Annotated in this window: 14 protein-coding genes; 11 read left to right on the top strand and 3 right to left on the bottom strand. The window is 42.0% G+C overall.

What is annotated here, in order from left to right; all coding sequences use genetic code 11:
- From O3626_RS00915 to alaS, 4 genes are all read left to right on the top strand, one after another.
- Nucleotides 1-720: an O-methyltransferase gene (locus O3626_RS00915; protein ID WP_049486342.1), complete on the top strand. Its 720-nt coding sequence runs from the start codon at nucleotides 1-3 to the stop codon at nucleotides 718-720.
- Nucleotides 721-792: 72 nt separating this feature from the next.
- A complete protein-coding gene (gene prsA, locus O3626_RS00910) occupies nucleotides 793-1,737 on the top strand; it encodes a peptidylprolyl isomerase PrsA (protein ID WP_371494655.1) in 945 nt (314 codons plus the stop codon).
- Nucleotides 1,738-1,990: 253 nt separating this feature from the next.
- On the top strand, nucleotides 1,991-2,476 hold the full coding sequence (locus tag O3626_RS00905; protein WP_371494653.1) for an LURP-one-related/scramblase family protein: 486 nt from the start codon (nucleotides 1,991-1,993) through the stop codon (nucleotides 2,474-2,476).
- Nucleotides 2,477-2,500: 24 nt separating this feature from the next.
- On the top strand, nucleotides 2,501-5,119 hold the full coding sequence (gene alaS / locus O3626_RS00900; protein ID WP_371494651.1) for an alanine--tRNA ligase: 2,619 nt from the start codon (nucleotides 2,501-2,503) through the stop codon (nucleotides 5,117-5,119).
- A gap of 257 nt (nucleotides 5,120-5,376) precedes the next feature.
- On the opposite strand, the gene nrdF is transcribed toward alaS, so the two are convergent.
- From nrdF to nrdH, 3 genes are all read right to left on the bottom strand, one after another.
- On the bottom strand, nucleotides 5,377-6,336 hold the full coding sequence (nrdF, locus tag O3626_RS00895; protein WP_037608336.1) for a class 1b ribonucleoside-diphosphate reductase subunit beta: 960 nt from the start codon (nucleotides 6,334-6,336) through the stop codon (nucleotides 5,377-5,379).
- Between the two features lie 123 nt (nucleotides 6,337-6,459).
- Nucleotides 6,460-8,619 (bottom strand): class 1b ribonucleoside-diphosphate reductase subunit alpha, encoded by a 2,160-nt coding sequence (nrdE, locus tag O3626_RS00890; RefSeq protein WP_371494649.1) that lies wholly within the window; start codon nucleotides 8,617-8,619, stop codon nucleotides 6,460-6,462.
- 114 nt (nucleotides 8,620-8,733) lie between these two features.
- Nucleotides 8,734-8,952, bottom strand: coding sequence for a glutaredoxin-like protein NrdH (nrdH, locus tag O3626_RS00885; protein WP_003006408.1), 219 nt, complete (start codon nucleotides 8,950-8,952; stop codon nucleotides 8,734-8,736).
- Nucleotides 8,953-9,428: 476 nt separating this feature from the next.
- Between nrdH and O3626_RS00880 the strand changes: the two genes are divergently transcribed.
- The 7 genes from O3626_RS00880 (at nucleotide 9,429) to O3626_RS00850 (ending at nucleotide 23,598) form a co-directional block, all read left to right on the top strand.
- A complete protein-coding gene (locus O3626_RS00880) occupies nucleotides 9,429-9,692 on the top strand; it encodes a phosphocarrier protein HPr (protein ID WP_003006411.1) in 264 nt (87 codons plus the stop codon).
- 4 nt (nucleotides 9,693-9,696) lie between these two features.
- On the top strand, nucleotides 9,697-11,430 hold the full coding sequence (gene ptsP / locus O3626_RS00875; protein WP_371494647.1) for a phosphoenolpyruvate--protein phosphotransferase: 1,734 nt from the start codon (nucleotides 9,697-9,699) through the stop codon (nucleotides 11,428-11,430).
- A gap of 329 nt (nucleotides 11,431-11,759) precedes the next feature.
- Nucleotides 11,760-13,667, top strand: a complete 1,908-nt coding sequence (gene glgB, locus O3626_RS00870; protein ID WP_371494645.1) for a 1,4-alpha-glucan branching protein GlgB — start codon at nucleotides 11,760-11,762, stop codon at nucleotides 13,665-13,667.
- Nucleotides 13,668-13,717: 50 nt separating this feature from the next.
- Nucleotides 13,718-14,860 carry a glucose-1-phosphate adenylyltransferase gene (locus tag O3626_RS00865; RefSeq protein ID WP_014713084.1) on the top strand — a complete coding sequence of 381 codons (1,143 nt, stop codon included), beginning with the start codon at nucleotides 13,718-13,720 and terminating at the stop codon, nucleotides 14,858-14,860.
- The gene (glgD, locus tag O3626_RS00860) at nucleotides 14,850-15,986 is read left to right on the top strand and encodes a glucose-1-phosphate adenylyltransferase subunit GlgD (RefSeq protein ID WP_371494643.1); all 1,137 of its coding nucleotides are present in this window, start codon (nucleotides 14,850-14,852) and stop codon (nucleotides 15,984-15,986) included. Before O3626_RS00865 ends, glgD begins: the two co-directional genes overlap by 11 nt.
- Nucleotides 15,986-17,413, top strand: coding sequence for a glycogen synthase GlgA (gene glgA, locus O3626_RS00855; RefSeq protein ID WP_315375228.1), 1,428 nt, complete (start codon nucleotides 15,986-15,988; stop codon nucleotides 17,411-17,413). Before glgD ends, glgA begins: the two co-directional genes overlap by 1 nt.
- 230 nt (nucleotides 17,414-17,643) lie before the next feature.
- Nucleotides 17,644-23,598, top strand: a complete 5,955-nt coding sequence (locus O3626_RS00850; RefSeq protein ID WP_371494641.1) for a ZmpA/ZmpB/ZmpC family metallo-endopeptidase — start codon at nucleotides 17,644-17,646, stop codon at nucleotides 23,596-23,598.
- Nucleotides 23,599-23,631 lie beyond the last annotated feature (33 nt).

The raw sequence follows: 23,631 nt of genomic DNA, 5'->3' as shown, positions 1-23,631 counted from the left end.
ATGGTAGAGTCTTATAGTAAAAATGCCAACCACAATATGCGCCGGCCAGTGGTTAAAGATGAGATCGTTGACTTTATGCGCACGCGTCAAAAACCGGTAGCAGGTGCCTTGGAGGAGTTAGAAGCATTCGCCCGCAAGGAAAATATTCCGATTATTCCGCATGAAACGGTAGCTTACTTTAGACTACTCCTGCAAGCCCTACAACCAAAGAAAATCCTGGAAATTGGGACAGCAATTGGATTTTCAGCGCTCTTAATGGCTGAAAATGCTCCCGATGCACAAATTACCACTATTGATCGGAATGAAGAGATGATTGGCTTTGCCAAGGAAAATCTGGCTAAATACGATCAGAGAAAGCAAATCACCTTGCTTGAAGGAGATGCAGTAGATGTATTGCAGGATTTAACAGAGACCTATGACTTTGTCTTTATGGACTCTGCTAAGTCTAAGTACATCGTCTTTTTACCACGGATTCTCGAACTCTTAGAGGTTGGGGGAATTGTGGTACTGGATGATATTTTCCAAGGAGGAGATGTTGCCAAAGATATCATGGAAGTTCGTCGTGGGCAACGAACCATTTACCGAGGGCTTCAGAATCTCTTTCATGCGACTCTCAATCATCCAGATTTGACCGCTAGTTTGGTGCCACTTGGAGATGGTATTTTAATGATTCGGAAAAATACAGAGACGGTAACCTTGCCAGATCCTAGCTCTTTTTAGGTAAATTTAAGGTATTCTCTCTAATTTGTGGTAAAATAGAAGAAGTTTAAAAAGGAACGGAGAATAATTTTCATGAAGAAAAAACTTGTAGCGGGTGCTGTGACCTTGCTATCAGTCGTAACACTAGCAGCGTGTGCCAATGGCACAAACAAAGATATCGTGACCATGAAAGGGGACACGATTACAGTTTCTGATTTCTATGATGAAATCAAAACCAACCAAGGTGCTCAACAAGTTCTTTTCCAAATGACCATCAATAAAGTCTTTGAAAAAGAATATGGATCAAAAGTTTCTGATAAAGAAGTCGATAAAGAATTGGCTAAACAAAAGAAACAATTAGGTAACCAATTCGATGCTTACTTGGCGCAACAAGGCTTGACGGAAGAAACAGCGAAGAAACAAATCCGTAGCAATATGTTGTTGGAATATGCAGTCAACCAAGCTGCTAAGAAAGATATCAAAGAGTCTGACTACAAGGCGGCTTTTGAATCTTACACACCAGAAGTAACAGCACAAATTATCAAGTTAGATTCAGAAGATAAAGCAAAAGAAGTGTTGGAAGCTGCTAAAGCGGAAGGTGCAGACTTTGCCCAAATCGCCAAAGACAATTCAACAGATACTGCTACAAAAGACAAAGGTGGAGAAGTCAAGTTCGATTCAGGAACAGCAGATATTCCATCTCAAGTCAAAGAAGCTGCCTTTAAATTGGATGAAAACGGCATTTCAGATGTGATCACAGTTTCAGCAGGTCAAAACTATTCTGCTAGCTACTATATTGTCAAATTGAATAAGAAGACAGAAAAAGGTTCTGACTGGAAGAAATACGAAAAACGTTTGAAAGAGATCATTGTTGACGGTCGTAAGCAAGATACTAACTACATCCGTAGCATTATTGCAAAAGCGATGACCAATGCCAATATCAAGGTCAAAGATGATGCCTTCAAATCAACCTTCAACCAATATTTGCAAAATATCGGTGTTCAAACAAGTGATAGCAGCTCATCATCTAAAAAATAGTTGACGGTTCCTTTTGGAACTTGTATAATGAAATAGTTGAGAATAAATCATTGTTACTCGGAATCAGAGAAGTGGCGGGGGTGCGAGCCATGGAAGAGAAATGATTTTGCTACTCGGCTGAGACAATTGCATATAAAATGAAGAATGACAAGTTCATTGAATGAAGGTGGTACCGCGGTTTTTCGCCCTTCGTTTAGTGGCTTGTCTTTTGTTTATGGGCAGTTGTCTGGAGCTTTTTAAAGGAGATCAAAAGATGCGAACCTATCAAGTGAAACAAAAATTTCGATTGGGTGGCGAGCGGTTCGATATCAAAGATGAGTTGGGAAATGTTGAGTACCAGGTTGAGGGATCTTTTCTTAAGATTCCCAAGACTTTTACCATCTATGATAAGAATGGACAAGAAGTGAGCCACATTACTAAAAAAACAATCAGCTTTCTTCCCAAGTTTGTGGTTGAGTTGAAGGATGGGGACCGCTTTTTTATCCATAAAAAGCTGACGCTCTTCAGGGATAAATACGATATCGAAGATTTAGGACTGCGGGTGCAGGGAAATATCTGGGACCTGGAATTCAAATTGTTCGATGATCGGGATCAAATCGTCGCTGAGATTAGCAAAGAACTCTTTCATCTCACCTCGACCTATCAAGTATCGGTCTATGAGGACGAGTACGCGGATTTAGTCATCTCGCTTTGTGTCGCCATCGATTACGTCGAAATGTTGGAAACTGGCGCCAATTAGTTAAATAAGAATTAGGAGAAAAACATGAAACAATTATCTAGTGCACAAGTCCGCCAAATGTGGCTTGATTTCTGGGCAAGCAAAGGCCACTCAGTAGAACCATCTGTTAGCTTGGTTCCTGTAAACGACCCAACCCTTTTGTGGATTAACTCAGGGGTTGCCACTCTTAAGAAATACTTTGATGGGACCATCAAACCTGAAAACCCACGGATTACCAATGCTCAAAAGGCTATTCGTACCAATGATATTGAAAACGTAGGGAAGACAGCGCGTCACCATACTATGTTTGAAATGTTGGGGAACTTCTCCATCGGGGATTACTTCCGTGATGAAGCCATTACTTGGGCTTATGAGCTTTTGACAAGTCCTGAATGGTTCGACTTCCCCAAAGACAAACTTTACATGACCTATTATCCAGATGATAAGGATTCATACAACCGTTGGATCGCTGTTGGTGTGGATCCAAGTCACTTGATTCCAATCGAAGACAACTTCTGGGAAATTGGTGCGGGACCTTCTGGACCAGATACTGAAATCTTCTTTGACCGTGGTGAAGCTTTTGACCCTGAAAATATTGGCCTTCGCTTGCTTGCAGAAGATATCGAAAACGACCGTTACATCGAAATCTGGAACATTGTCTTGTCACAATTTAACGCAGACCCTGCTGTTCCTCGTAGCGAATATAAGGAATTGCCTCACAAGAACATTGATACGGGCGCTGGTTTAGAGCGTTTGGTAGCCGTTATCCAAGGAGCGAAGACCAACTTTGAAACAGACCTCTTCATGCCGATTATCCGTGAAGTTGAAAAGATGTCTGGTAAAACCTATGATCCAGATGGAGACAACATGAGCTTCAAGGTGATTGCAGACCACATCCGTTCGCTTTCATTTGCGATTGGGGATGGGGCTCTTCCTGGTAATGAAGGTCGTGGTTACGTTCTTCGTCGTCTCCTCCGTCGTGCTTCTATGCATGGTCAAAAATTGGGGATCGAAGGAACCTTCTTGTATAAATTGGTTCCAACCGTTGGGAAGATCATGGAAAGCTACTACCCAGAAGTACTTGAAAAACAAGAGTTCATTGAAAAAATCATCAAGAGTGAAGAAGAATCTTTTGCTCGTACCTTGAACTCTGGTCAACACTTTGCCCAAACCATCGTTGAAGACTTGAAAGAAAAAGGCCAAACGGTTATCGCTGGTCAAGATGTCTTCAAACTCTATGATACATACGGATTCCCAGTAGAATTGACAGAAGAAATTGCCGAAGAAGCTGGAATGACAGTCGACCGTGAAGGCTTTGAAGCAGCAATGAAGGAACAACAAGAACGTGCGCGTGCATCAGCTGTTAAAGGCGGATCTATGGGAATGCAAAATGAAACCCTTCAAAACATCACAGTTGAAAGTGTCTTTAACTATAATGCCAGTCAATTGCCTTCTAAGTTGGTAGCTATCGTAGCGGACAATGCTGAAGTAGAAGCTGTTTCAGAAGGAACTGCATCACTGATCTTTGCAGAAACACCTTTCTACGCTGAAATGGGTGGACAAGTAGCTGACCACGGTCAAATCTTGGATGCGGCAGGAAATGTCGTAGCGACTGTAACAGACGTTCAAAAAGCACCAAATGGACAAGCACTCCATACTGTTGAAGTCCTTGCTCCTCTTGCCTTGAACCAAGAATACACCTTGGCCATTGATACGAATCGTCGTCACCGTGTTATGAAGAACCACACAGCAACTCACTTGCTCCATGCGGCTCTTCACAATATTCTTGGTAACCACGCAACCCAAGCAGGATCTCTCAATGAAGTAGAATTCCTTCGCTTTGACTTTACTCACTTCCAAGCCGTAACTCCTGAAGAATTACGCGCTATTGAGCAACAAGTCAATGAGAAGATCTGGGAAGCAATCGCAGTAGAAACAATTGAAACAGATATCGATACTGCTAAAGAAATGGGAGCCATGGCCCTCTTTGGTGAGAAATACGGTAAAGAAGTCCGTGTTGTCACCATCGGTGACTACTCAGTGGAACTCTGTGGTGGTACCCATGTAGGCAATACTTCTGAAATCGGTCTCTTCAAGATTGTCAAAGAAGAAGGGATCGGATCAGGAACTCGTCGTATCTTGGCAGTGACTGGTAAGGAAGCCTTCGAAGCTTATCGTGATCAAGAAGATGCTCTGAAAGCAGTCGCAGCAACCTTAAAAGCCCCTCAACTCAAAGAAGTCCCTCACAAGGTGGAAGGCCTTCAAGAACAACTCCGTCAATTGCAAAAAGAAAATGCAGAATTGAAGGAAAAAGCAGCGGCTGCAGCAGCAGGTGATGTCTTCAAGAATGTTCAAGAAGCAAATGGTCACAGCTTTATCGCAAGCCAAGTTTCTGTATCAGATGCAGGTGCCCTTCGTACCTTCGCGGATAACTGGAAACAAAAAGACTACTCTGATGTGCTTGTCCTTGTCGCAGCCATCGGTGACAAAGTGAATGTCCTTGTAGCCAGCAAGACAAAAGAGGTCCATGCAGGTAATGTCATTAAAGAATTGGCTCCAATCGTCGATGGACGTGGTGGTGGTAAACCAGACATGGCCATGGCAGGAGGAAGCAACCAAGCGAAAATCCAAGAATTGTTGGATGCAGTAGCAGGTAAATTGTAATAATAGGAGAGAGTGGGACAGAAATCGGACATTCGTTAGAATTCGATTTCGTCGTCCCACCTCCGCACAGTTGAGTAGGCTGTAAAAGCTGATGAAATCAGCGTAGTAGAGCCCACTCAACCACTGCGTCTTGCTCGACAATCCAACAACAAAAAGAGACTAGGACTTTTGTCCCAGCCTCTTTTTTCAAATAAGAAGGGGATCCAATCAGAAAAAATTGCAACAAAAAAACCTTTCCGTCTGGAAAGGTTTTTGTCTTATAGTCCGTAGTTGTAATCGTCATCCTGCATGGCTTCTACTTCACCGAGGAGGTATCCATTTCCGACTTGAGAGAAGAAGTCGTGGTTGGATGTTCCGGTTGAGATTCCGTTCATGACGATTGGGTTGACATCATCTGCTGAGTCAGGGAAGAGCGGATCTTGTCCCAGGTTCATGAGGGCTTTATTAGCGTTGTAACGAAGGAAAGTCTTGACTTCCTCTGTCCAGCCAACACCGTCATAGAGGCTCTCTGTATAGCCTTCTTCGTTTTCATAGAGGGTGTAGAGTAAGTCATACATCCATTCTTTGAGTTTTTCTTGTTCGTCTTCTGGTAATTCGTTAAATCCGAGTTGGAACTTGTAGCCGATATAGGTTCCGTGAACTGATTCGTCCCGAATGATCAACTTGATGATCTCAGCCACGTTGGCCAACTTGTTGTTTCCAAGATAGTAGAGCGGTGTGAAGAAACCAGAGTAGAAGAGGAAGGTTTCAAGGAAGACGCTGGCTACTTTCTTTTCAAGAGGAGTCCCATTGAGGTAGATTTCATTGATGATTTCTGCCTTCTTTTGAAGGAAAGGATTGGTATTGGTCCATTCGAAAATCTCTTCGATTTCTGACTTGGTATTCAAGGTCGAAAAGATAGAAGAGTAAGACTTAGCGTGGACAGATTCCATAAATTGGATGTTGTTAAAGACGGCTTCTTCATGAGGCGTACGAATATCTGCGCGAAGAGCTTGCACACCCGTTTCAGACTGCATGGTATCCAAGAGCGTCAATCCACCAAAGACTTTACCAACTAGGTCTTTTTCTTTATTAGACAACTTTCTCCAGTCATCCAAGTCGTTTGACAAAGGAATACGTGTATCCAACCAAAATTGTTCGGTTAGCTTTTCCCAAGTAGATTTATCGATGACATCCTCGATGGCATTCCAGTTAATGGCTTTGTAGTAAGTTTCCATTTGAAATCTCTTTCTTTTTCTAATTCATTCGATCATACAATCATTATTATTTTAACACAATTGTTAGAATACCGCACAAAAAGTCGGCGAACCGACTTTTTGGTAGCAATGGATCTGAGTGTCTTAGATGACACAGCTTTCACATTGGTTGGCACCAACTTCTCCACCATCATCTGTAAAGGTACGGACATAGTAGATAGACTTGATACCCTTGTTAAAGGCGTAGTTACGAAGGATAGATAAGTCACGAGTGGTTTGTTTGTTTTCAGTTTTCCATTCGTAAAGACCTTTTGGAATGTCACTGCGCATAAAGAGGGTCAGTGAAAGACCTTGGTCTACGTGCTCAGTTGCAGCCGCATAAACATCAATCACCTTACGCATATCCATGTCGTAGGCAGAAGTGTAGTATGGAATGGTATCTGTTGACAATCCAGCTGCAGGGTAGTAGATCTTCCCGATTTTCTTCTCTTGGCGTTCTTCAATCCGTTGTGTGATTGGGTGGATAGAAGCAGATACGTCATTGATGTAGCTGATAGAACCATTTGGTGCAACAGCCAAGCGATTTTGGTGGTAAAGACCATCTGCTTGAACCTTCGCACGCAATTCTGCCCAGTCTTCTGCACTAGGGATGAAGATATCTTTAAAGAGTTCTTTGACGCGATCAGATTTTGGTACAAATTCTCCAGTCGTGTACTTATCAAAGTAGCTACCGTTGGCATAGTCTGATTTTTCAAAGTTGTGGAAGGTAATGCCTCGTTCACGTGCGATATTGTTTGATTCTACGAGAGTCCAGTAGTTCATGAGCATGAAGTAGATACTCGTAAACTCAACAGATTCAGGTGATCCATATTCAATCAATTGTTGGGCAAGGTAGCTATGAAGTCCCATGGCTCCAAGACCAAAGGTATGCGCAAGGCTATTTCCGTGGTCGATAGTAGGAACAGCGACGATATGAGAACTATCAGTGACGAAGGTCAAGGCACGGACCATGGCACGAATAGAACGTCCAAAATCAGGTGAAGTCATCATGTTAACCACGTTGGTGGAACCAAGGTTACAGGAGACGTCTGTTCCCATTTGGACAAATTCTTGGGCATCGTTGATCAAGCTTGGTTCTTGAACCTGGAGGATCTCTGAACACAAGTTACTCATGATGATTTTCCCATCAACTGGGTTTGCCCGGTTAGCAGTATCGATGTTGACTACATAAGGGTAGCCAGATTCTTGTTGCAATTTAGAAATTTCAGTTTCCAAATCACGTGCCTTGATTTTTGTCTTACGGATATTTGGATTAGCGACTAACTCATCGTATTTTTCAGTGATGTCGATGTAGTTGAATGGTACTCCGTATTCACGCTCAACAGAGTATGGGCTGAAGAGGTACATTTCTTCATTTTTACGCGCTAACTCATAGAATTTGTCTGGTACGACGACCCCAAGTGAGAGGGTCTTAACCCGAACTTTTTCATCGGCGTTTTCTTTCTTAGTAGAAAGGAAGGCAATGATGTCTGGGTGGAAGACGTTCAAGTAAACCACACCAGCCCCTTGGCGTTGTCCCAATTGGTTCGAGTAAGAGAAGCTATCTTCGAAGAGTTTCATAACAGGAACGACCCCAGAAGCGGCTCCTTCGTAGCCCTTGATTGGTGCTCCAGCTTCACGAAGGTTGCTGAGGGAGATCCCAACCCCACCACCGATACGTGAAAGTTGAAGGGCAGAGTTGATAGAACGTCCAATCGCATTCATGTCATCGGTTACTTGGATCAAGAAACAAGAAACCAATTCGCCGCGACGGGCACGACCAGCGTTTAAGAAAGAAGGAGTAGCTGGTTGGTAACGTTGGTGGATAATTTCGTTTGCGATGTCTCGCGCGATAGCTTCATTTCCATCTGCAAAGTAGAGAGCATTGAAGAGGACACGGTCTTCCATGCTTTCAAGGTAGTATTCTCCATCATTTGTTTTCAAAGCGTATTGGTTATAGAATTTGTAGGCTGCCATGAAGGACTTGAATTGGAAGTTTTGGTCTTTGATAAATTGGGCCAATTCCTCTAAAAATTCAGGACGGTATTTCTCGATAAAAGCTCTCTCAATGTAATTGTGCTCGAGAAGGTACTGAATCTTGTCTGTAATCGAGTCAAAGGCTTTAGTATTTGGTACAACATTTTCTTTAAAGAACGCATCCAAAGCTTCTTTATCTTTATGAAGCATGATTTGGCCGTTTACTGGACGGTTGATTTCATTGTTAAGACGAAAATACGTCACATCTTCAAGAGATTTTAATCCCATAATAATCCTTTTCTAGTTCAAAAAAATGAAGAGGAGAAGTCCTCTCTTTACAAGTAAAAAGTCTAGTGTTAGGTTGCTAACGCTAGACCCTATTTAAGCAAAATACTGTGTTTATTAAGAAAGTTTCTTCAACTTAGCTGGTTGAAAACCAGAAAATACTTCATCCGGTGTTTGAATTACTGGAGCAGCATTGAAGCCAAGGTTCTTAACATGCTCTACAAATTCTGGCTGTTCATCTAAGTTAATTTCGCGGTATTCCACATGATTGCTATCGAGGAATCGCTTGGTCATTTTGCATTGAACACAATTATTTTTTGAATAAATGGTTACCATTTCTTTTCCGTTCTCCTATCGAAATATAAATCTGTAAACAGTATAAACAAAATCCAGCAACTTGTCAACAAAATAAAACTAAATATTGTGCAAAGATATGAAATGGAGTTTTCAAAGCACAATATATTGTGGTGAGTGAAAAGTGTGAAAATCGAAGAAATGGGATAGGAATAGGCTTTAAAGCATCTTTAATTAGTTATAATTTTTTGGTGAATCAATATCCTGTGGTACACTTGCTTCTTTTTATTTGAAAGCGGAGGAAAATGTTACTTATAATATAGTAGAAAATTGAAAAGATTTGTTCTCCATTCTTCAGTAGCTTCTTAGAATGTATCTAAATTGGGATTTTTCGCAGTCTTTTTCTGTAAGTCAGTGATAAAAATCTTGAAAAAAATTTCAAAAGATGATATAATACCAAATTGTAAGGGTTATCAAAAGGTAACTCAAAAACTATTTTTTAAAAGGAGAGTCCAATTATGGCTTCTAAAGATTTCCACATCGTGGCAGAAACAGGTATCCACGCACGTCCAGCAACTTTGTTGGTTCAAACTGCTAGCAAATTTGCATCAGACATCACTCTTGAATACAAAGGTAAATCAGTTAACTTGAAATCAATCATGGGTGTTATGAGCCTTGGTGTTGGTCAAGGTGCTGACGTTGTAATTTCTGCTGAAGGTGCTGACGCTGATGATGCGATCGCAGCTATCTCAGAAACAATGACTAAAGAAGGATTGGCTTAAAAATATGACAAAAATGCTAAAAGGAATTGCAGCATCTGACGGTGTTGCCGTTGCTAAGGCATATTTGCTCATTCAACCAGACTTATCATTTGAGACTGTTTCAGTCGAAGATACAAGTGCAGAAGAAGCTCGTTTGGATGCAGCTCTTGAAGCTTCACAAAACGAGCTTTCTCTTATTCGGGAGAATGCAGTAGCAAGCCTTGGTGAAGAAGCAGCGCAAGTTTTTGATGCGCATATGATGGTTCTCGCTGACCCTGAAATGATTGGTCAGATCAAAGAAACGATTCGTACGAAAAAAATCAATGCAGAGGCTGGCTTGAAAGAAGTCACTGACATGTTCATTGCAATCTTTGAAGGAATGGAAGACAATCCTTACATGCAAGAACGTGCAGCAGACATTCGCGACGTTACCAAACGTGTCCTTGCCAACTTGCTTGGTAAGAAATTGCCAAACCCTGCTTCTATCAATGAAGAAGCAATCGTGGTGGCGCATGACTTGACACCATCTGATACAGCTCAGTTGAACAAAAAGTACGTAAAAGCCTTTGTTACTAACATCGGTGGACGTACAAGTCACTCAGCTATCATGGCGCGTACACTTGAAATCGCAGCCGTTCTTGGAACAAATAACATCACAGAACTTGTCAAAGATGGTGATGTTTTGGCTGTTTCAGGTATTACTGGTGAAGTAGTGATCAACCCAACTGAGGAACAAATCGCAGCCTTCAAAGCGGCTGGTGAAGCTTACGCTAAACAAAAAGCTGAATGGGCTCTCCTTAAAGATGCTCAAACAGTTACTGCTGATGGAAAACATTTCGAATTGGCTGCTAACATCGGTACACCTAAAGATGTTGAAGGTGTAAATGATAATGGTGCAGAAGCTGTTGGTCTCTATCGTACAGAATTCTTGTATATGGATTCTCAAGACTTCCCAACTGAAGATGACCAATATGAAGCTTACAAAGCAGTTCTTGAAGGTATGAACGGTAAACCTGTTGTCGTTCGTACAATGGATATCGGTGGGGATAAAGAACTCCCTTACTTCGATCTTCCTAAAGAAATGAACCCATTCTTGGGTTACCGTGCTTTGCGTATTTCTATCTCTGAAACTGGTAATCAAATGTTCCGTACACAATTGCGTGCTTTGCTTCGTGCATCTGTTCACGGTAAATTGCGGATCATGTTCCCAATGGTTGCTTTGTTGACTGAGTTCCGTACAGCTAAAGGTATTCTTGAAGAAGAAAAAGCTAAATTGGTTGCTGAAGGTGTTTCCGTTGCAGACGATATCCAAGTAGGGATTATGATTGAAATCCCAGCTGCTGCAATGCTAGCTGACCAATTTGCTAAAGAAGTTGATTTCTTCTCAATTGGTACAAATGACCTTATCCAATACACTATGGCTGCTGACCGTATGAACGAACAAGTTTCATACCTTTACCAACCATATAACCCATCAATCCTTCGTTTGATCAATAATGTGATCAAGGCGGCTCACGCAGAAGGTAAATGGGCTGGTATGTGTGGTGAAATGGCCGGTGACCAAACAGCTGTTCCACTCCTTGTCGGAATGGGCTTGGATGAGTTCTCCATGTCAGCGACATCTGTTCTTCGTACACGTAGCTTGATGAAGAAATTGGATACAGTTAAAATGCAAGAATACGCTAACCGTGCTCTGACTGAATGTTCAACCATGGAAGAAGTGCTTGAACTTTCTAAAGAATACGTGAACGTAGACTAAGAATGAATCAAGACTAAGACACATCTGTCTTAGTCTTTTTTTACATTGTTCATAAAAATGTTCATTTTATTCGTAATAAACTAGTTAGTAATAAAAATAGTGATTTAAATGTTCGGTTTTTTCTTTAATTTTCCTCGTATATATAGTATAATCATAAGTAAGATTAGGAGGAAAGCGAAGGAATGCAGTAAAAGGTTCGGAAAAGAAAATGAAAGAACTTTTCCTGATAATTTTACATGATTTTACAGGAATCAACTTGAAAATTAAGTGATTTTATAGTAAAATAAGATCAAATAGAAAACGCTTTCAAAAAATAAAGAGGTGAGTATATGGATAGAAGCACAGACTTATGGACATTTGGAAGAGGGGATAATTTCCATCTTCAAGAGTACTTAGGAGCTCACAAGGAAACAAGGGGAGAACAAGAAGGTTTTACCTTCCGTGTTTGGGCTCCCAATGCTCAGGCGGTCGATCTGATTGGTGACTTTACTGATTGGGAAGCACGGAAAATTCCAATGGTTCGTAATGAAGGAGGCGTCTGGGAAGTCTTCTGTTCAGATGCAAAAGAGGGAGATATATACAAATATTTGGTGACACGAAATAATGGTCATCAGGTTCAGAAAATTGATCCTCTAGCGTTATGGATGGAAAAACGACCCAATACAGGGTCTATCATTAAGACCATTCCAGAAAAGAACTGGAAAGACGGTCTTTGGAGAGCACGCCGTAAAAAATTTGGTTTTAAGGAACGACCTGTTAATATCTATGAGGTTCACGCAGGATCTTGGAAACGAAATGATGATTATAGTTCCTATACTTTCAAACAACTAAAAGAAGAACTCATCCCTTATTTGGTTGAGATGAACTACACCCACGTAGAATTTATGCCAGTGATGGCCCATCCATTGGGATTGAGCTGGGGTTATCAGCTCATGGGCTATTTTGCCCTCGAGCAGACTTATGGTAGCCCAGAAGAGTTTCAAGACTTCGTGGAAGAATGTCACCTCAACAATATCGGAGTGATTGTGGATTGGGTACCTGGCCATTTCATTATCAATGATGATGCCTTGGCTTATTATGATGGAACACCAACTTTTGAGTATCAGGATGAACATCGGGCCCATAACTATGGTTGGGGGGCTTTGAACTTCGATTTAGGAAAAAATCAAGTACAGTCATTCTTGATTTCTAGTTTGAAGTTTTGGATTGACACCTATCATTTAGATGGAATTCGGGTTGATGCCGTGAGCAATATGCTCTATCTCGATTATGATAGTGGTCCATGGACACCAAATATTGATGGTGGAAACCTCAACTACGAAGGCGTTCATTTCCTTAGACGTTTGAATGCGATTATTAAGAACGAACACCCAGATGTCATGATGATTGCAGAAGAAAGCTCTGCTGGTCAAAAGATCACAGGCCCAGAAGAAGAAGGTGGTCTAGGCTTTGACTATAAATGGAATATGGGTTGGATGAATGATATTCTCCGATTCTATGAGGAAGACCCGGTCTACAGGAAATTTGACTTTAATCTGGTAACCTTTAGTTATATGTACGCATTTTCTGAAAATTTCCTTCTTCCATTTTCACATGATGAAGTGGTGCACGGTAAGAAGAGTTTGATGCATAAGATGTGGGGAGATCGTTACAATCAATTTGCTGGACTCCGTAATCTCTTAACCTATCAGATCTGCCATCCAGGTAAGAAATTGCTCTTTATGGGTTCAGAATTTGGTCAATTTTTGGAATGGAAGTCAGAGGAGCAACTAGAATGGGGGAATCTAGAGGATGAAATGAATGCTAAGATGCGTCGTTTCACTTCTCAGCTCAATCATTTCTACAAGGAACACAAGGAATTGTGGGAGATTGATGATAGCTTTGATGGCTTAGAGATTATTGATGCAGATAACCGGGATCAGAGCGTCTTGTCTATGGTCCGGAAGAATCGTAAAGGCGAGCTTCTAGTATGTGTCTTCAATATGGCACCAGTAGAACGCAAGGACTTTACGATTGGTGTGCCTGTATCAGCGGTCTATGAAGAAATTTGGAATACAGAATTAGAAGAATGGGGAGGTGTCTGGAAAGAGCACAATCCGACAGTTCAGTCTCAAGAGGGACTGTGGAAGGATTATGAACAAACCTTGACCTTTACCTTGCCGGCTTTAGGAGCTAGCATTTGGAAGGTAAAACGCAAGGTGCGTAAGACAAAATCTAAAACATCAGATAAGAAATGACGATCGGTTGACTCTATGGGAGTCCAAGCTTTAAAAAGAGGAAGTAGTCAATGAAGAATGAAATGCTCGCTTTAATTCTTGCCGGTGGGCAAGGAACACGTCTTGGAAAATTAACCAAAAACATCGCAAAACCTGCGGTTCAATTTGGTGGGCGCTATCGGATTATCGATTTTGCGCTATCAAACTGCGCCAACTCAGGAATTCACAATGTTGGTGTGATTACACAGTACCAGCCACTTGCCCTTAACAGCCATATTGGGAATGGTTCCAGCTGGGGCTTGGATGGAATCAATACGGGTGTGTCTATTCTCCAACCTTATTCAGCTAGTGAAGGAAATCGTTGGTTTGAAGGAACTAGCCATGCCATCCTCCAAAACATCGACTATATCGACAGCATCAATCCGGAATATGTCTTGATATTATCTGGGGACCACATCTATAAGATGGATTACGATGATATGCTTCAAGCGCACAAGGATAATAATGCAAGCTTAACTGTTGCCGTCCTAGATGTACCTTTGAAGGAAGCAAGCCGTTTTGGAATCATGAATACAGATGCCAATAATCGGATTGTCGAATTTGAAGAAAAACCAGCTGAACCAAAATCTACCAAGGCTTCCATGGGGATTTACATCTTTGACTGGGCTCGTCTCCGCAATATGTTGGTTGCTGCTGAAAAGAGTGATATCGATATGTCAGACTTCGGTAAAAATGTCATTCCAACTTATCTAGAATCAGGCGAAAGTGTTTATGCTTATGAATTCAATGGTTATTGGAAAGACGTTGGTACGATTGAGTCTCTTTGGGAAGCCAATATGGAATATATCGATCCAAATAATGCCTTGGATAGTCGCGATCGTCACTGGAAAATCTATTCACGCAACCTCATTTCTCCACCGAACTTCTTTGGGGAACATGGCCACGTCGAAGATTCTCTTGTCGTCGACGGTTGTTCGGTAGACGGTACAGTCAAACACTCCATCTTATCAACAGAAGCTCAAGTTCGTGAAGGAGCAGTTGTCGAAGATGCTGTCGTGATGAGCAATGCCATTATCGGTAAAGGAGCTGTCGTGAAACGCGCGATTATCGGAGAAGGCGCAGTCATTGCAGAAGGTGTCGTGATTGATGGAACAGAGGAAGTACAAGTTGTCGGTTACAATGAAAAAGTGGGGGTAGCAACAGATGAAGATTGATAAATATTCAGCCATTTTAGGAAATACAGTTGGGTATCATGATATGTCCACTTTGACCAGCCATCGTCCGGTAGCATCCCTACCGTTTGATGGGAAATACCGCTTAATCGACTTCCCATTGTCTAGTCTTGCAAATGCTGGTATTCGTAGTGTTTTTGGGATTTTCCAACAAGAAAATATTAGTTCGGTCTTTGACCATATTCGTTCAGGTCGTGAGTGGGGCTTGTCTACTTTATTGAGCCACTATTACCTCGGAATCTATAATACTCCGGTTGAAAATACAACGGTAGGGCCAGAATACTACCAACAATTATTGACCTATTTGAAACGGTCTGGTTCTAATCAAACAGTTGCTTTGAACTGTGATGTATTAATGAATATTGACCTAAATCAGATTTTCCACCTTCATAATACCATTGATCGTCCGATTACAGTGGTTTATAAAAAGTTGCATCTGCAAAACATTTCTGAAGTGAATGCTGTCTTGGAAATTGATGAAACAGACCATGTTACAGAGCAAAAACTTTTTGATGGTAAGAATCCTGATGAAGTCTACAATATGTCAACAGATGTCTTTATTGTAGATACTCCTTGGTTGATTGAAAAAATTGAAGAAGAAGCCAAAAAAGAATACCCACAAAAACTTCGCTATATCTTACGTGAATTGGCGGTGGAATACAATGCCTTTGCCTTTGAGTATACAGGCTATCTAGCAAATATTCACTCAGTTGAATCCTATTATCAAGCAAACTTGGATATGTTGGAAAACCAAAAATTCATGAAGCTCTTTTCACCAAATCAAAAGGTGTATACAAAAGTGAAGAATGAAGAGCCAACTTATTATTCCAAGACTTCAAATATCAAATCGTCCCAATTTGCTTCTGGTAGTATTGTAGAAGGAACCGTTGAACGCTCTGTTGTTTCACGCCGGGTACACCTTCATGAAGGTTCAGAAGTCCGCAGTAGTCTTCTTTTCCCTGGTGTTGTCATTCATGAAAATGCAATCGTCGAACATGCCATCCTGGATAAGGGGGCCGAAGTGGCTGCTGGTGTGACGATTCGTGGGACAAAAGAAGCACCTGTCGTGGTTAAAAAAGGAACGATTGTTACAGAGGATATTGTCTAATGAAACTATTATTTGTTGCAGCTGAAGGAGCACCGTTTTCTAAAACAGGTGGCTTGGGAGACGTCATTGGTGCTCTTCCTAAATCCTTAGCTAAAAGTGGTCATGACGTGCGCGTGATTCTCCCTTACTATGATATGGTAGAGGCAAAATTTGGGGATCAAATTGAAGACGTCTTGCATTTTGAGACCAAGGTTGGCTGGAGAAGTCAATATGTGGGTGTGAAACGCATTGTACGAGATGGGGTCACCTTTTACTTTATTGATAACCAACACTATTTCTTTAGAGGCCATGTATATGGTGACTTTGATGATGGCGAACGGTTTGCCTTTTTCCAGCTTGCGGCTTTAGAAACGATGGAGCGGGTTGACTTCATTCCAGATGTTCTTCATGCCCATGATTACCATACAGCGATGATTCCTTTCTTGCTGAAGGAGAAATACCGTTGGATTCAAGCTTATCATGGGATTAAGACAGTATTGACAATCCATAATTTGGAATTCCAAGGTCAGTTTGACCCAGGAATGTTATGGGATCTATTCGGAGTGGGATTTGAACGCTATGCAGACGGAACACTTCGGTGGAATGATTGCCTGAATTGGATGAAAGCCGGCATTCTATATGCTGACCGTGTGACAACCGTATCTCCTAGTTATGCACATGAGATTATGACTTCTGAATATGGTTGTGGCTTGGATCAGATCCTTCGGATGGAGTCTGGCAAGGTGACCGGTATTGTTAACGGGATTGATGCAGATCTATATAATCCTGAAACTGATCCGCTCCTGACGTATCACTTCAGTCTCTCAGATCTTTCAGGTAAAGCAGCTAGTAAACGAGCTCTTCAAGAACGTGTCGGTCTACCCGTTCGCGATGATGTACCTTTGTTTGGAATTGTCTCTCGTTTGACACGTCAAAAAGGTTTTGATGTTGTGGTGGAAGAGTTGCATCAACTCTTGCAAAAGGATATTCAGATTGTCTTGCTCGGTACAGGAGATCCTGGATTTGAAAATGCCTTTGCTTGGTTTGGTCAAGCCTACTCAGATAAACTTTCAGCTAATATCACATTTGATGTCCAATTGGCCCAAGAAATCTATGCAGCGTCAGATGTCTTCTTGATGCCAAGCCGCTTTGAACCATGTGGCCTTTCTCAAATGATGGCCATGCGTTATGGAACCCTTCCTTTGGTGCATGAAGTTGGCGGACTTCGAGATACGGTCCAACCGTATAATGTTGTTGATGGAAGTGGAACAGGCTTTAGCTTCAATAATTTATCTGGCTACTGGTTTAACTGGGCAGTTGATGAGGCTTTAGCTGTTTACTACAATGACAAACAGGCTTGGTATGGCCTGCAAGAACAAGCCATGACTCGTGATTTCTCATGGGATACGGCTAGTCAACGATACAACGATTTATACCAGTCCTTATAAGTAAATCTAGTGTAAAAACGCCTTTCGAGGCGTTTTTTGTTTTGTTTTCTTCCTATAAAGAAAACGGTTTATTTTTTTGAGTTTTAGAGCTTGCTAAAATAGAAGAAAAAAGATAAGATAGGTAAAGGTAAAAAATCCCGGGAAGGTCCTTGTTTTTGGAGATGGTCCCATCCTCTTTAATCAATAAGGGCCTACATGTGGTTCAAATATTACTATATAGGAATTTTAGGATGAAAAAAGCTAAACAAACTTTTGAAAAAATGACCAAATATTCGATTCGGAAATTATCTGTCGGGGTTGGTCCTGTTGCCATTGGAGCCTTTTTATTAGGGGGGACTCTCTTAGGAGCTCGTCCTGTACAAGCAGATCAGGTGACCTTACCTGCTAATGTGCACTTAGGTTATGTGACAGAAGAAGAGCTAACCTCTGAAGAAAAAGCACAGGTGATTCATGCAATTCCTGAAGACTATCAAAATGAAGATACCTTCTTTCTAGTCTATAAGAAGAAGGAGGCAACTCAGCCAGTGCTTCCCCAAACTGGAAGTCAGGAAGTGGCATTGTTAGGTCTAAGTCTAGCTACTGCTTCTTTTGCTGTGCTCTTACTTTCTAAAAAGCACAGAAAGAAAGTCATGGCTGTCCTTTTGATTGGAGCTATGGGCCAAAGTCTTCTGCTACCAATTGAAGTTGCAGCTTTGCAAAACCAAGTTTTACGTGCTTATAATCAGAATCTTTCGATCGCATCTAGTAAAGATCTGGCAAATGGCGTGATTCATATTGATGGCTATGACTATGTTGGCTATCTGCGCTACCCGTCTGTCCAAAAGACGAACTCACAAGAACCAAAAGCTATTCAGAGAATCCAACCATCTGTAGAGAGTTCGATCAAAACAAGTGCAGGGATTGCACAAATGGAACCACAAGCGCGTGTGACGCCAGAAGTCGCTCCAGCCTTTCCTCAAGTTGAAAAACCAAGCCTTGAAGTATCTACTGAGCCTATGCCGTTTGAAATTGTCAACCAAGCTGATCCTACATTAGCCAAAGGGCAAACCAAGGTGCTGACAGCTGGCCAAAATGGCGAGCGGACCATCTTGACGGAAGTGAGTGTGGTAGATGGACAAGAAGTTCGCAGAGTAGTTGAAAGCAAAGTCACCAAAGAACCAGTTTCACAAATTCTTGCCGTCGGGACAAAAGAAGATGCCCAACCAACCCCTCAACCTAGCCCTTCTCCAGTTGTAACGGCTAAGGGGACGCAAGAAGAAGGTCATGTCGGTGAAGCTCCTGTACAGCCAGAGACTCCAGCCTATACAGGAGTAGTGGAAGCCAAGGGAACACAAGAAGAAGGCCATGTTGGTGAAGCTCCTGTTCAACCAGAGAATCCAGCCTATACAGGGGTAGTAGAAGCCAAGGGAACACAAGAGGAAGGCCATGTTGGTGAAGCTCCTGTACAGCCAGAGAATCCAGCCTATACCGGTGTCATCGAAGCCAAAGGAACGCAAGAGGAAGGCCATGTTGGTGAAGCTCCTGTACAGCCTGAGAACCCAGCCTATACCGGTGTCATCGAAGCCAAGGGAACGCAAGAAGAAGGCCATATCGGTGAAGCCCCAATTCAGCCTGAGAACCCAGTTTACCAAATAACGGAAGGAACAGTTACAGAAACAGAAACGGTGCTCCTTCCTTATGAAACTGAATATGTACCAGATGCGGACCGCTATACTGATGAAGAAAGGATCCTTCAAAAAGGAGAGGCCGGTAGCCAGGAAATTCGTCGTGTCTATAAAACGGTCAATGGTGAGAAAGTTGGAGAGCCTCTCAGCACGACAACTGAAACGGTAAAAGCTCCTGTGACAGAAAAAATTAGTCGTGGGACCAAGGCGATTGAAGGCCAAACAGAGGAAGTTGCTTTTGAGGAAATTCCATTTAAGACGGTAACCGAAGAAGATGCCACCCTGCTAAAAGGAAGCGAAACGGTTTCTCAAGCAGGAAAAAATGGGAATAAGAAAATCACCAAGGTCTACAAGACCATTAAAGGTGTAAAAACTGCGGATGCTCCAACAGTTTCGGAGGAAGTCGTTGAACAAGCCCAAGATCGGATCATTAAAAAAGGGACCAAAGAACTAGACAAGCCAACTTTGACCTTGACCCAGGTCGATAAGGAAGAGTTGAAGCGCAGTGCTAGGGCTTCCTATCATTTAGACAAACCAGAGGGTGTGACCATCAAGTCCATCCAGGCGGTGTTGAAGAAGGGCGATCAAGTGGTGAATACTTTTGCCCTTTCAGAGGCTGATTTAGCAGCAGCCTTAGCGGACTTGGACTACTACAAGGATTATACGCTGGCAACGACCATGGTCTATGACCGTGGAAATGGGGATGAAGAAGAAGTTCTCAAGGAAGAACCACTAAGACTTGACCTTAAAAAAGTTGAGGTCAAAAACATCAAGGAAACTAGTCTGATTAGCGTGGATGACCAAGGCCTTGAGACTGATCGTAGCCTCTTGTCAGAAACACCTTCAGATGTGAAACCTTATTACTTAAAGGTTACCACCCATGATAATAAGGTCACAAAACTGGCCGTTGATAAAATCGAAGAAGTGACGGTAGATGGAGCGACCTTATACAAAGTAACAGCCAAGGCTCCAGATCTCATCCAACGGACTGCGGACAACCTGTTCAGTGAGGACTATGTCCACTACATTGCAAAGCCGAAAGCTCATGAAGGAGATGTCTACTACAATTTCAACGAACTAGTAAAAGCTATGCAAGCCAATCCGACTGGTACCTTTAAGCTTGGTAGCAGTATGAATGCAAGTAATGTGCAACCAGCTGGCAAGTCTTATGTAACCAATGCCTTCAAGGGAATATTGGAAAGTACAGAAGGCAATAAATTTGCTATTCATAACATTACGAGACCGTTATTTGGTAACATTGAAGGTGGTACTGTTAAGAATCTCTTGCTTGAAAATGTTAACATTGACATGCCTGGATTTGATCGAGTAGCACCAATCGCAGGTGTCATCAAAAATAATGCGACTGTCGAAAATGTTAAAGTAACAGGAAGCGTTGTTGGAAACAACGATGTAGCTGGTATTATCAATAAAATTGATGGTAGTGGGAAGGTAAGTAATGTTGCCTTCATCGGGAAACTGCACGCTGCTGGCAATAAAGGTAGCTATCTAGCAGGTGTTGTTGGCGAGAACTGGAAAGGTATTGTAGAAAAGGCTTACGTTGATGCTGAAATCACTGGGAACAAAGCCAAAGCTGCAGGTTTAGTTTATTCTTCTCAAAATGGTGGGAATAACAATACGCTTGGTAGAGAAGGAGTTCTCAGAAATTCAGTTGCTAAAGGTTCGATTGAACTGAAAGAAGCGGTCCAATCTGGTGGCTTACTGGGGACCAACTGGGCTTTGGGAGCCATTGAAGACAACATCACCATGATGAAAGTCAAAACAGGTGAGATGGTCTTCGGACACTCGGATATCGATGCAGATGATTACTTTACCTATTCAAGAACCAAACGCAATTACAGTGTGGAGGGCGTGAGTGAAGGGAAGAAATCCTTTAACAACTCCCGTAAAATCCCTAGCATTTCCCTTGCAGAAGCTGAGCAGAAAATTGAAGCAATGGGAATTACTGCTGATAAATTTGAAAGCACGAAACCTGTTGAAGATAAACTCAATAACCTTGTTAACAAAGACGATCAATACAAGGCAATTGATGGCTACGACACAGCTCGCGAACTTGCTTACCGCAATATTGCTAAACTGCAACCATTCTACAATAAAGAGTGGATTGTGGATCAAGGAAATAAATTGGCTGCGACTAGTCCTCTCTTGACCAAGGAAGTCTTGTCTGTGACGGCCATGAAGGGCAATGATTTTGTAACAGAATTGGCTGATGCCGACCACATTCTGATCCATTACTCGGATAAGACAAAAGATATCTTTAGCATTTCACCGAAAGATTCAAAAGTCAAACAAGTGAAAGAGTACAGCGTAGCGGAGCTCGGTGAAGTTGTCTACACGCCGAACATGGTGGACAAAGACCGTAGCGATCTCATTAGTGCCATTGTTGAAACATTAAATCCAGTCGAATTACAATCTGACCCAATCTACACACATCTTGGTAGAACAGGACCTAACAAAGTCAATGCCATTAAGAACCTTTATCTTGAAGAATCCTTCAAAGAGGTGAAGGATAATTTGACTCACTTGGTGAAACAGTTGGTTGAAAACCAAGACCATCAATTGAACACGGATGAGGCTGCCAAACGGGCACTCATCAAGAAAATTGAAGATAACAAGGCGGCAGTTCTTTTGGGTCTCTCTTATCTCAACCGTTATTACGGAGTGAAATTTGATGATGTCCATCTCAAACAGCTCATGTTGTTCAAGCCAGACTTCTATGGTAAGAATGTCGATGTCTTAGACCGCTTGATTGAAATTGGTTCAAAAGAAGACTATATCAAAGGGACTCGTACCCACGATGCCTTCCGTGAAGTCGTGGCTAAATCGACTCTTTCTGGAAATCTTAATGACTTCCTTAAGTACAATATGGAACTCTTTACAAGCGATACAGACTTGAATGATTGGTTTATCAAAGCAACCAAAGACAATGTCTATATTGTAGAGCCAAAAACAACAACTCCTGAGTTTGCCGATAAGAAACATCGAGCATACGAAGGCTTAAACAATGATGTTCACGGTAAAATTATCTTGCCACTCTTGAACTTAAAAGATGCCCATATGTTCTTGATTTCAACCTACAATACCATGGCCTATAGTTCCTTCGAGAAATATGGTAAGAACACAGAAGCGGAACGAAATGCCTTCAAAGCGGAAATCGACAAGGTGGCTAAAGGACAACAGGATTACCTGGATTTCTGGTCACGTCTCGCAACGGATAAGGTTCGCAATCAGCTCCTGAAGAGCAACAATATGGTGCCGACCCCTGTTCTCGATAACCAAAACTATAAAGGCATTAGCACAGATCGTTATGGACATACAGATAGTGGCAAAGATGTCGCTCCAATCCGTGAATTGTACGGGCCTACCGATCGTTACCATGCGACAGATTGGCGCATGGGGGCTGTAGCTCGAATTTACGGAAATCCATATAAAGACGACTCTGTCTTCTTCATGGTGACCGATATGATTAGTGACTTTGGGGTTTCTGCCTTTACCCACGAAACGACGCATGTCAATGACCGTATGGTTTACTTAGGTGGTTGGAGACACCGCGAAGGAACAGATATTGAAGCCTTTGCCCAAGGAATGCTCCAAACACCATCTGTATCTAATCCAAATGGGGAATACAAAGCCTTAGGTCTCAACATGGCCTATGAACGTCCTAACGATGGCAACCAATGGTACAATACCAATCCAAACAATCTTCAATCACGTGATGAGATTGATCGCTACATGAAAGGTTATAACGATACGCTCATGCTTCTGGATTATCTTGAAGGAGAAGCTGTATTGGACAAACATAGTAAGGACTTAAACAATGCTTGGTTCAAGAAGGTTGATAAACAATACCGAGGAGCTAACACCAAGAATCAATTCGATAAGGTTCGAGCTTTGAGTGATGAGGAAAAAGCGATTGCTTTAAACACAGTAGATGACCTCATCACCAACAACTTCATGACCAATCGTGGTCCTGGAAATGGCGTCTATAATCCGTCTGACTTTGGTTCAGCCTATGTGACTGTGCCGATGATGACAGGTATCTATGGTGGGAACACTAGTGAAGGGGCTCCTGGAGCCATGTCCTTCAAACACAATACCTTCAGAATTTGGGGCTATTATGGCTATGAAAAAGGATTCCTGGGTTATGCTTCAAACAAGTATAAACAAGAGTCTAAACAAGCTGGACTTGCCACTCTAGGAGATGACTTCGTCATTCAGAAGATTTCTGATGGAAGATTCAGTACCCTTGAAGATTGGAAGAAAGCTTACTTCAATGAAGTGGTAACCAGTGCCAAAAATGGAATGCAGGCTATTGACATCGATGGGAAGACCTACAATAGCTATGAAGGCTTGAAACGTGCATTTGCTGAAGCAGTGGATAAAGATAAGGCTACTCTAAGTAACGGTTCTGTCAAATTTGACAATACGGTTGCACTGAAAGAAAAAGTCTTTAAGAAATTGCTGCAACAAACAGACAGTTTCAAAACGTCTATCTTTAAATAATCGAATTCTCTCATCTGCTGAGCAGGTGAGAGT

Source organism: Streptococcus sp. 20925_1_77, from assembly GCF_041432125.1.
Lineage (GTDB): Bacteria > Bacillota > Bacilli > Lactobacillales > Streptococcaceae > Streptococcus.
This window is presented reverse-complemented; position numbering and strand designations above follow the sequence as displayed.

What these genes read in the sequence shown, in the direction of transcription:
- O3626_RS00915 (WP_049486342.1), top strand. Translation starts at nt 1, where the DNA reads ATGGTAGAGTCTTATAGTAAAAATGCCAACCACAATATGCGCCGGCCA.
- prsA (WP_371494655.1), top strand. Translation starts at nt 793, where the DNA reads ATGAAGAAAAAACTTGTAGCGGGTGCTGTGACCTTGCTATCAGTCGTA.
- O3626_RS00905 (WP_371494653.1), top strand. Translation starts at nt 1,991, where the DNA reads ATGCGAACCTATCAAGTGAAACAAAAATTTCGATTGGGTGGCGAGCGG.
- alaS (WP_371494651.1), top strand. Translation starts at nt 2,501, where the DNA reads ATGAAACAATTATCTAGTGCACAAGTCCGCCAAATGTGGCTTGATTTC.
- nrdF (WP_037608336.1), bottom strand. Translation starts at nt 6,336, where the DNA reads ATGGAAACTTACTACAAAGCCATTAACTGGAATGCCATCGAGGATGTC.
- nrdE (WP_371494649.1), bottom strand. Translation starts at nt 8,619, where the DNA reads ATGGGATTAAAATCTCTTGAAGATGTGACGTATTTTCGTCTTAACAAT.
- nrdH (WP_003006408.1), bottom strand. Translation starts at nt 8,952, where the DNA reads ATGGTAACCATTTATTCAAAAAATAATTGTGTTCAATGCAAAATGACC.
- O3626_RS00880 (WP_003006411.1), top strand. Translation starts at nt 9,429, where the DNA reads ATGGCTTCTAAAGATTTCCACATCGTGGCAGAAACAGGTATCCACGCA.
- ptsP (WP_371494647.1), top strand. Translation starts at nt 9,697, where the DNA reads ATGACAAAAATGCTAAAAGGAATTGCAGCATCTGACGGTGTTGCCGTT.
- glgB (WP_371494645.1), top strand. Translation starts at nt 11,760, where the DNA reads ATGGATAGAAGCACAGACTTATGGACATTTGGAAGAGGGGATAATTTC.
- O3626_RS00865 (WP_014713084.1), top strand. Translation starts at nt 13,718, where the DNA reads ATGAAGAATGAAATGCTCGCTTTAATTCTTGCCGGTGGGCAAGGAACA.
- glgD (WP_371494643.1), top strand. Translation starts at nt 14,850, where the DNA reads ATGAAGATTGATAAATATTCAGCCATTTTAGGAAATACAGTTGGGTAT.
- glgA (WP_315375228.1), top strand. Translation starts at nt 15,986, where the DNA reads ATGAAACTATTATTTGTTGCAGCTGAAGGAGCACCGTTTTCTAAAACA.
- O3626_RS00850 (WP_371494641.1), top strand. Translation starts at nt 17,644, where the DNA reads ATGAAAAAAGCTAAACAAACTTTTGAAAAAATGACCAAATATTCGATT.